Origin of the sequence: Mycobacterium sp., from assembly GCF_049683355.1 — a bacterium.
Classification (GTDB): Bacteria; Actinomycetota; Actinomycetes; order Mycobacteriales; family Mycobacteriaceae; genus Mycobacterium.
Genome location: NZ_JBAUJB010000215.1, coordinates 1 through 8,729, shown reverse-complemented (window position 1 = coordinate 8,729; position 8,729 = coordinate 1). Strand labels below are relative to the sequence as shown.

At 69.4% G+C, this 8,729-nt stretch carries 9 protein-coding genes and 1 pseudogene; 5 read left to right on the top strand and 5 right to left on the bottom strand.

Going from position 1 to position 8,729, the window contains the following annotated elements; genetic code table 11:
- On the bottom strand, window positions 1-441 hold a 441-nt coding region (locus WA944_RS12970), incomplete at its 3' end, for an FAD-dependent oxidoreductase (protein WP_526647008.1).
- A 168-nt stretch (window positions 442-609) separates the two neighbouring features.
- Between WA944_RS12970 and WA944_RS12965 the strand changes: the two genes are divergently transcribed.
- Together WA944_RS12965 and fadD8 are read left to right on the top strand one after the other, a co-directional pair.
- Window positions 610-819 (top strand): hypothetical protein, encoded by a 210-nt coding sequence (locus WA944_RS12965; RefSeq protein WP_526610517.1) that lies wholly within the window; start codon window positions 610-612, stop codon window positions 817-819.
- Window positions 820-948: 129 nt separating this feature from the next.
- Window positions 949-2,556, top strand: a complete 1,608-nt coding sequence (gene fadD8 / locus WA944_RS12960; RefSeq protein ID WP_526371319.1) for a fatty-acid--CoA ligase FadD8 — start codon at window positions 949-951, stop codon at window positions 2,554-2,556.
- On the opposite strand, the gene WA944_RS12955 is transcribed toward fadD8, so the two are convergent.
- Window positions 2,557-3,228, bottom strand: a complete 672-nt coding sequence (locus WA944_RS12955) for a FadR/GntR family transcriptional regulator (RefSeq protein WP_526609055.1) — start codon at window positions 3,226-3,228, stop codon at window positions 2,557-2,559.
- Window positions 3,229-3,275: 47 nt separating this feature from the next.
- Between WA944_RS12955 and WA944_RS12950 the strand changes: the two genes are divergently transcribed.
- The 3 genes from WA944_RS12950 to WA944_RS12940 are packed head-to-tail and all read left to right on the top strand — an operon-like array spanning window position 3,276 to window position 7,082.
- Complete coding sequence (locus WA944_RS12950; RefSeq protein ID WP_526609057.1) at window positions 3,276-4,496, top strand: CynX/NimT family MFS transporter; 1,221 nt, start codon at window positions 3,276-3,278, stop codon at window positions 4,494-4,496.
- Between the two features lie 23 nt (window positions 4,497-4,519).
- Entirely contained in the window at window positions 4,520-5,803 is a 1,284-nt protein-coding gene (locus WA944_RS12945) for a hypothetical protein (protein WP_526372845.1), read from the top strand.
- Between the two features lie 16 nt (window positions 5,804-5,819).
- Window positions 5,820-7,082 (top strand): RNA polymerase sigma factor, encoded by a 1,263-nt coding sequence (locus WA944_RS12940; RefSeq protein WP_526372846.1) that lies wholly within the window; start codon window positions 5,820-5,822, stop codon window positions 7,080-7,082.
- Here the strand turns inward: WA944_RS12940 and WA944_RS12935 are convergent.
- The 3 genes and pseudogenes from WA944_RS12935 to WA944_RS12925 form a co-directional block, all read right to left on the bottom strand.
- The gene (locus tag WA944_RS12935) at window positions 7,079-7,666 is read right to left on the bottom strand and encodes an SAM-dependent methyltransferase (RefSeq protein ID WP_526372848.1); all 588 of its coding nucleotides are present in this window, start codon (window positions 7,664-7,666) and stop codon (window positions 7,079-7,081) included. The genes WA944_RS12940 and WA944_RS12935 overlap by 4 nt on opposite strands.
- Before the next feature lie 32 nt (window positions 7,667-7,698).
- Complete coding sequence (locus WA944_RS12930) at window positions 7,699-8,466, bottom strand: PIG-L deacetylase family protein (RefSeq protein ID WP_526372849.1); 768 nt, start codon at window positions 8,464-8,466, stop codon at window positions 7,699-7,701.
- Window positions 8,463-8,729, bottom strand: a pseudogene (locus WA944_RS12925) (acyl-CoA dehydrogenase); the annotation flags it as partial. The gene WA944_RS12930 and the pseudogene WA944_RS12925, both read right to left, overlap by 4 nt.

Sequence of the window (8,729 nt, the reverse complement as noted above, 5' to 3'; positions counted from 1 at the left end):
GGTGGGCGCGGCCGCCTTGATGACGGCGGTGTTGGCCACCGGCCGGAGAGCGGGTGCCGCCCACCGCGCCACGGCGACGAGGATGCGCAGCCCCAGCCCCCCTCGGCCCAGCATCGCCGGCACCCTGGCCGGGGCTCGCAGTGGATGCGCCCACACCGTCGAGCCGTGTTCGCGGCGCACCGCGACCCCCGGTCCGAACGATTGCAGCCGCAGCGCCTCGACATCGACGGCCCGGCCCAGTTCCGGGTAGGCGGGGTTGAGCACCTGGAAGCCACGATCGCAGCGGAAGCCGTCGATGACGTCGGTGCGGACCCGGCCGCCGACGACATCGGAGGCTTCCCACACCCGCACCTCGCGTCCCGCGGCGGCAAGCACCCCGGCACAGCGCAATCCGGCCAGCCCCGCACCGATCACCAGTACGTCGACATCGTCAACACCCATTGCAGCCCAAAGCTTCTGGTCCTCTTCACCGGCCGCGCCCGGCTACGACCGGACGCCTGTACCCCCACGCTACCCATCCGCATCAGCCGCGGTGACGAATACACCACCGGGCGATGGTTCCGCGAGGTATGGCGCGGGTAGCCAGCCCGTCGAGAAGGGAGTGTTGCCATGAACCGCATCGTGAAGATCGCCGGCCAGATCGGGGAGTCCGCGTTGTCGATCGTCGGTATCCGCGTGGGCACCGAGGAACCGCACCACCTCAAGCGGCCGTTGACAGACGGCGTGGAGATCCGGCAGTACGGGCCGCGCATCGCCGCCGAGACCACCGTCACCGGCGATAAGCAGGCCGCGCTCAGCACCGGCTTCCGCCGGCAGTAGTCGAACCGGATCCCGGCGGAACTGTGTTCCAGCAGCACAAGTGCGAGAGCACGCCTGCTGGAATACAGTTCCGGCGGAAATGGTGCAGACCCTGTGACTGGAATTGGAACACGTTCTAGTCTGGTCCCCATGAGTGACTTGCTGCGCCATCCCCTGCACTCCGGCCACCTCACGGTGGGTGCGCTCAAACGACACAAGGACCGACCGGTGCTGTTCCTCGGGGACACCACGATGACCGGCGGTGAGCTCGCCGATCGCATCAGCCAGTACATCCAGGCCTTCGAGGCCATCGGCGCCGGCACCGGCGCGGCGGTCGGGCTGCTGTCCCTCAACCGGCCCGAGGTGCTGATGATCATCGGCGCCGGCCAGTCCCAGGGCTACCGGCGCACCGCGCTACACCCTCTCGGCTCGCTGGATGACCACGCCTACGTGCTCTCCGATGCCGAGGTGACGTCGCTGATCATCGACCCCAACCCGATGTTCGTCGAGCGTGCGCTGGGCCTGATGCAGAAGGTGCCGTCGCTCGAGCAGGTCCTGACGATCGGCCCGGTGCCCGCCGAACTCGCGGAAAGCGGTGTCAAGGCCATCGACCTGAACGCGGAGGCGGCGAAGTATCCGGCCAAGCCCCTGGTTGCCGCCGACCTGCCGCCCGACCACATCGGCGGGCTCACCTACACCGGCGGCACCACCGGCAAGCCCAAGGGTGTCATCGGGACGACGCAGTCGATCACCACGATGACCACGGTGCAGTTGGCCGAGTGGGAGTGGCCGGAGAATCCGCGCTTCTTGATGTGCACACCGCTGTCCCACGCCGGTGCGGCGTTCTTCACCCCGGTCATCGTCAAGGGTGGCGAACTGATCGTGCTGACGAAGTTCGACCCGGCCGAGGTGCTGCGCGTGATCGAGGAGCAGAAGATCACCGCGACGATGCTGGTGCCCTCGATGATCTATGCGCTGATGGACCATCCCGACTCCCACACCCGTGATCTGTCGTCGCTGGAGACGGTGTACTACGGGGCCTCGGCGATGAACCCGGTGCGGTTGGCCGAGGCGATCCGGCGGTTCGGGCCGATCTTCGCCCAGTACTACGGCCAGTCCGAAGCGCCGATGGTGATCACCTACCTGCCCAAGAAGGACCACGACGAGAAGCGCCTGACCTCGTGCGGGCGCCCGACGCTGTTCGCGCGGGTGGCGCTGCTCGGTGAGGACGGAACGCCGGTGCCGCAGGGGGAGGTCGGCGAGATCTGCGTGTCGGGACCGCTGCTGGCCGGGGGGTACTGGAACCTGCCGGATGCCACCGCAGACACGTTCCGCGACGGCTGGATGCGTACCGGCGACCTGGCCCGGGAAGACTCCGACGGCTTCTACTACATCGTCGACCGCACCAAGGACATGATCGTCACCGGTGGTTTCAACGTGTTCCCGCGCGAGGTGGAAGACGTGGTGGCCGAGCATCCGTCGATCGCCCAGGTGTGTGTGATCGGTACGCCCGACGAGAAGTGGGGCGAGGCGGTGACGGCCGTGGTGGTGCTGCGGCCCGACATGGCCTCCGACGACGCCGCGGTCGCCACCATGACCGCCGAGATCCAGGCGTCGGTGAAGGAGCGCAAGGGGTCAGTGCATGTGCCCAAGCAGGTGATCGTCGTCGACTCGGTGCCGGTCACCGCGCTGGGCAAGCCGGACAAGAAGGCCGTGCGGGCGCAGTTCTGGGAGAGTTCGGGCCGGGCGGTCGGCTAGTCAGGACGACGCATCCAGGGCCGCCAGGATGCCGTCGAGCAGCGCAGCGGCCGTCCCCGCCGCCCGCTCCACGTCGCCGGCGGCGATGTGCTCGAGAAGCACTGCGTGATCGACGATCTCCACCGGCTTCTCGTGGGTGGTCGCGACGCTGGCCGTGATGGCCTCGATCAAGCCGCGGTACAACTCGGTGAGCATCAGGTTGTGCGAGCTGCGCACCACCGCGAGGTGGAACTCGGCGTCAGCGCGGGCGAACTCGTCGGTGTCGCCGGCCGCCTGGCACTGATCGCGGCGGGCCAGCAACGCCGTCAGCTCCGCGAGGTCGGCCTCGGTGCGGTTAGCCGCCGCCAGGCGCGTCCCTTCGACCTCCAGCCCGCGGCGCACCTGGAGCACGTCGCGCAGTTCGGCGCCGCAGAGCCGGCGCAGCGCCCCCGACACCTCGCTGGTCGCCCGCACATAGGTGCCGTCCCCCTGCCGAACCTCCAGGATCCCGGCGTGGGCCAGGGCGCGGACCGCCTCGCGCACGGTGTTGCGCCCGACGCCGAGCGACTCCACGAGCACGGTCTCGTTGGGGATGCGCTGACCGACCGGCCATTCACCGGCGGTCACCGCATGCCGAAGCTGGTCGATGACCTGCTCGACCAGGCCGGCCCGCCGGGCAGTGCTCAACGGCACAGATAGATCCTTTCAACCAATCATGGGATGTATGGCAGTGTAGCGGGGTGCGCAGTACCGAGCCGGAGATCGACACACCCCCGCCCGAGGTGCCGGGCCGGGTCCCGACCGTGGCCGGTGGGGCGCTGCTCGCGGTGGCCGTCGTCCTGACCGCACTCAACCTGCGGCCGGCCGTGACCAGCGTGGCGCCCCTCCTCGGCGAGATGCGCGCCGACCTCGCGGTAACCGCCACCTGGGCGGGGCTGCTGACCACCCTGCCCGCGCTGTGCTTCGCGGCCGCCGGACTGGCCGCGCCCCGATTGTCCTCGAAGATCGGCCTCGGGCGCACCATCTCGGCGGCCATGGTCGCGCTGACCGTTGGCCTGGCCGCCCGGGTGATCGACGGACCGTACGTCGTGATCGGCGCCACCCTCGTCGCGTGTGCCGGCATCGCGCTGATCAACGTGCTGATCCCCGTCGTCATTAAGGGGTCGTTCCCCGCCCGGGTCGGCCTGATGACCGGCATCTACACCGCTGCGCTGCAGGGCGGCGGAGCGCTCGGTTCGGCCGTGACACCCGGACTGGAGGACCCGCTCGGCGGCTGGCGCGTCGCCCTCGCGGCGTGGGCGGTGGTGGCAATCGTGGCGCTCGCGGTGTGGCTGCCCGCCTCCCGGCGCCACCGCGGGACGTGGGCCGAGCAGGGCAGGCTGGCGGGTCGGCCCCGCTCGCTGCTGCGCAACCCACTGGCCTGGACGGTGACGCTGTTCTTCGGTTGCCAGGCGTTCATGGCCTACATCGTGATGGGTTGGCTGCCACAGGTATTCATCGACAACGGGATCGACAAGCTGCACGCCGGGCTGCTGGTCGGGCTGGTGTCGCTCATCGGGGTGCCGGTGGCGCTGGTGATCTCCCCGCTGGCGGCCCGCAGTGCCAACCAGACCTGGTGGATCGTCGGGCTCGGCGTGGTGGGCTTCGCCGGGGCGATCGGCGTGATGCTGGCGCCCGCCGCGCAACCGGTTCTCTGGAGCGTGCTGATCGGCGCCGGCATGGGCGCGTTCTCCATGGCGCTCGCGGTGATCGCGCTGCGTGCCCGCACCGCCGAGGACACCGCGCAACTGTCGGGCATGGTCCAGGGATTCGGCTATCTCCTCGCGGGCACCGGACCGTTTCTGTTCGGCCTGCTCCACGACGTGACGCACGGCTGGACGGTGCCGTGGATGATGTTCCTGGTGGTCTATGCCGTGCAGATCGTGGCCGGCGCGTTGGCCGGCCGCTCCCGCTACGTCTGAGCCGGCCGTGCACAATCACGGGCATGGGCACCTCGGCGGGATCGACGGACGACCAGCGGTGGTTTCCCGGCGGTCATCTCGGCGTCGACATCCCGGCTGACACCAACTCGTTGGGTGCCGGCGGGGCGGAGTTCCTCACCGAGGCCTTCCGCCGCGCAGGTGCCCTCACCGGTGACAACGCCGTGGTCGCGATCGAGGAGCTGAGGGAGTTCGGTGGGGGCAGCACAGGACGGAAAGCCGTGCTGTCAGTGACATATCGACAAGCCGGCAACCTACCGCGAGACCTGTTCGTGAAGTTCTCCCGCGACTTCGACGACCCCGGACGCGACGTCGGACGCAGCCAGATGGCGGAAGAAGTGCGGTTCGCATTGCTCACCCGCTCCCCGGGATTCCCGATAGCCGTGCCCCGGTGCCTGTTCGCGGACTACGACGAGCGATCCGGAACCGGGATCCTGATCACCACCCGGATCACCTATGGCAGCAATGGAATCGAGCCCCACTACGACAAATGCGCCGATCACGCCATGCCGGATCCGCCCGGTCACTACCGCGCCCTGCTGGGCGCTCTCGCCAGGCTCGCCGGCGCCCACCGGGCCGGTCTGCTGGGTGGCGGCTTCGAGTTCACCGTCGACATGAGACGGCTGTCGGTCGGCGAGCGGGCCCCGTACACCGCCGACCAGCTGCACCGCCGTGTCGATCAGCTCGGCGAACTGGCTTCCCGGCAGCCTGCCCTGCTGCCTTCCGATGTGACTTCTCCGGAGTTCCTCTCCCGGCTGCGCGAGCAGGTCACGGTGTGCGCGGCCCGGGTCGACGATCTGTGGGACTCCCTGGGTGCCGATCCCCTATACGTCGCGCTGTGTCACTGGAACGCCAACGTCGACAACGCGTGGTTCTGGCGGGACACCGCAGGAGAGCTCCGATGCGGGCTCCTCGACTGGGGATGCGTCGGCCGGATGAACCTCGCGATGGCGATCTGGGGCTCGATGTGCAGCGCCGAAACCGACATGTGGAACGCCCACTTCGACTCGCTGCTCGACCATTTCGTCGCCGAGTTCGCCGCGGCGGGCGGAGAGCCACTGGACGTCAGCGAGTTACGTCGGCACCTGCTCACCTACGTCGCGATCATGGGACCGGCGTGGTTGCTCGACGTTCCCGGTCACCTGCTCAAGCGGCTGCCCGAACCGGTGGCCGACCGGTTCGACCCGCGCATCGCGGACAGCGAACAGACCCGCAGCCGGCTGCTGATGATGACGAACTTCCTCAACCTGTGGGCGAATTCGGACATGAGCACGGTGCTCGGGCGCTGAGCCCCGCCGGGAAATAATGGGGAACGTGGACACCGCTGATCTGCGACAGACCGTCGACGCGGTGTGGCGCATCGAGGCAGCAAGAATCGTCGCCACGCTGACCCGCACGGTCGGGGACATCGGCCTGGCCGAGGACCTCGCCCAGGAAGCCCTGGTCGACGCCCTCACCCAGTGGCCGGACACCGGAGTGCCCCGCAACCCGGGCGCGTGGCTGACCGCCGTCGCCAAACGCAAGGCCATCGACCACTGGCGCAGGCAGGACAACCTCGACGCCAAGTACGCCGTGCTGGCTCGCGAACTGGAGAACCACGTCGACGACGCCTGGGATCCCGACCGCATCGACGACGACGTGCTGCGGCTGATCTTCATGTCCGCCCACCCGGCGCTGTCCCGGGAGAACCAGATCGCGCTGACCCTGCGGGTGGTCGGCGGCCTGACCACCGACGAGATCGCCAAGGCGTTTCTCACCTCACGGGCCACGATCGCACAGCGCATCGTCCGGGCCAAGAAGGCCCTGGCAGGAGTGCCTTTCGAGATCCCGGGCCGCTCGGAGCACCCACAGCGGCTGTCCTCGGTCCTCAACGTCCTCTACCTGATCTTCAACGAGGGGTATGCCGCGTCTGCCGGACAGCGGTGGATTCGCGGTGAACTGTGCAGCGAGGCATTGCGACTCGGCCGCGTGCTGGCGGCGTTGGCCCCTGACGAGGCCGAGGTGCTCGGGCTGGTCGCGCTGATGGAGTTCCAGTCCTCGCGTCTGGGAGCCCGCACCGACGCCGACGGCTCCCCGATTCTGCTCGAGGACCAGAACCGGGCCAGGTGGGACCGTGCTCAGATCCAGCGTGGTGTGCGCGCGCTGCAGCAGGCTTCTGATGTGTTGCAGCGCAGGAAGACCGGGTGGGGTTACTACTCTTTGCAGGCCGCACTTGCCGAATGTCACGCGGTCGCGCCGACCGCCGGCGACACCGATTGGCCGCGCATCGTCGCTCTCTACGACGCGCTGTTGGCACTGGTCCCGTCTCCGGTCGTCGAACTCAACCGGGCCGTCGCGGTCGCGATGTCCGACCCGCTGACGGGCCCCTCGCAGGCGCTGGCGATCATCGACCGGATCGAGGGGCTCGACCGGTCGCATCTGGTGCCCAGCGTGCGCGGTGAGCTGCTGTCACGACTCGGCCGGGACGCCGAGGCGGCAGTCGAGTTCGACCGCGCGATCGCACTCGCCGACAACGACCGTGAGCGGGAAGTATTGCAGGCCAAAGCTTCACGAGCGCGAGGCGGCTAGGCGCCGGGCACCGCGGTGCGGGAGGCGACCGATGCTCCCCCGGCCTTGTCGAACACATCGATCACCACGTCGGCGTCGCGGTACACGCCGAGGTGATGCAGGCCGGGTGTCGCGCCGATGATGTCGTTGGCCCGGTCTCCGGCCATCGGATAGTCCGCCACCCGATGGCGCCAGTGGGCCGCGACCACCGTCGCAGCCGGACCCAGCCGCGGCACCTCACGGTCGAGCACCTCGCGCAGCAACTCGGGCTGCAGGTAGTAGCACAACTCCGAGAGCACCACCAGATCAAAAGGTCCGGCGGGCCAGGGCTGGTCGAGCGAGCCTCGCAACAACGTCACCCGATCCCTGGTTCCGCTGGCCAACAGCCGTCGATGCGTGGCGTCCAGCGCGCCGACACTGATGTCGGTGCTGGTCACGTGATCGCAGCGGCCGAGCAGCTTCTCGGTGAGCACGCCTACCGAGCAGCCCGGCTCGAACGCGTGCCGGTAGCGCGGATAGGGCAGCAGGGCGGTGGTGATCGCGTACTTGCGCTGTTCGTACCACCGCGCCTGCAGATCCCACGGATCCGCGGATTCCGCGTACATGCGGTCGAAGTAGCTGTCGGGCAGTCGGCTAGTCAGCGGAAGACCACCTCACCCACCGCCAGCAGCCTGCTCAGCACGAACGGGGGAAGTACCGGCGGGACCCCCGGTGCCGGCGGCACGAACTGGCTTCGGAAGGTCTGCGCCGCGCGGTTCTTGCGCTCGACGGCGACGCGGCTCAGCGGAACCGAGTACGCGCGATCCCACGGCACCGCCGGGTCGACGGGTGCCGCCCAGTGCCACATCCACACCGGGTACTCCACCAGCAGCGCACCGCTGCGCTCGGCCGCGGTCGCCGCGGCCCGGCCGACCGCCTCATGGTCGGGATGGCCGTCACCACGCCACGTCGCGGCGCACCATGTCCCGGGCGGCTTGGTGGCCAGCAGCTCGGTGAGCAGATCCGCCAGCCGATCTTCGTGCCGGGCGAGCTGCCCGTCCGGCAGCCCCAGGCAGAACGGGGCGTTGAGACCCATCACCCCGGCTGCGCTGTAGAGCTCCGCGCGGCGCACCCGCTCCAACTGAAAGCGCTGCAGCAGAGACTGATTCGGGTGAGCGGCGCCGCCGTCGCTGGCCGAGACGATCTGTACCCGCACTCCGGCCTCGGCCAGCTGGACCGCCGTCCCACCGAATCCCAGCGTCTCGTCGTCGGGATGTGCGCCGACCAGCACCACCTCGGGACAGTCGCTGAGAGCCAGGCTGGGCAGCCGCAACCCGGCGTCGAGCCACGCGTGGGTCGGGGTACCACCGTCGGCCAGCGGTTGGGCGGCCAGCCGCGCGGAGTTGCCGGTACGCGCGGTGGTCACGACGCTCCCCCCGCGAGCACACCGAGTCGCTCCAGATCCCGCTCGGCGTGGCTCTGCCGGACATAGATCGACAGGTCGGCCACCCGACGCGCATGCGCCGCGTCCAGGCACAGCGGAGCCGGGCCGAGTGCCCGAGCGGTCCGGTCGATCGATTCACCGACGGCGGTCTCGACCGCTGCGCGGACGCGCCGCGCCAGCAGCTCGGCACGGCCCTTGCGGTTCAACGGATCCTCGTCGAATTCGTGGGCCGCCGACACCAGCAT

Bases quoted from the DNA above. Each gene is read 5' to 3' on its own strand.
- WA944_RS12940 (WP_526372846.1), top strand. From the start codon at position 5,820: ATGGGGAACGTGGACACCGCTGATCTGCGACAGACCGTCGACGCGGTG.
- WA944_RS12935 (WP_526372848.1), bottom strand. From the start codon at position 7,666: ATGTACGCGGAATCCGCGGATCCGTGGGATCTGCAGGCGCGGTGGTAC.
- WA944_RS12965 (WP_526610517.1), top strand. From the start codon at position 610: ATGAACCGCATCGTGAAGATCGCCGGCCAGATCGGGGAGTCCGCGTTG.
- fadD8 (WP_526371319.1), top strand. From the start codon at position 949: ATGAGTGACTTGCTGCGCCATCCCCTGCACTCCGGCCACCTCACGGTG.
- WA944_RS12945 (WP_526372845.1), top strand. From the start codon at position 4,520: ATGGGCACCTCGGCGGGATCGACGGACGACCAGCGGTGGTTTCCCGGC.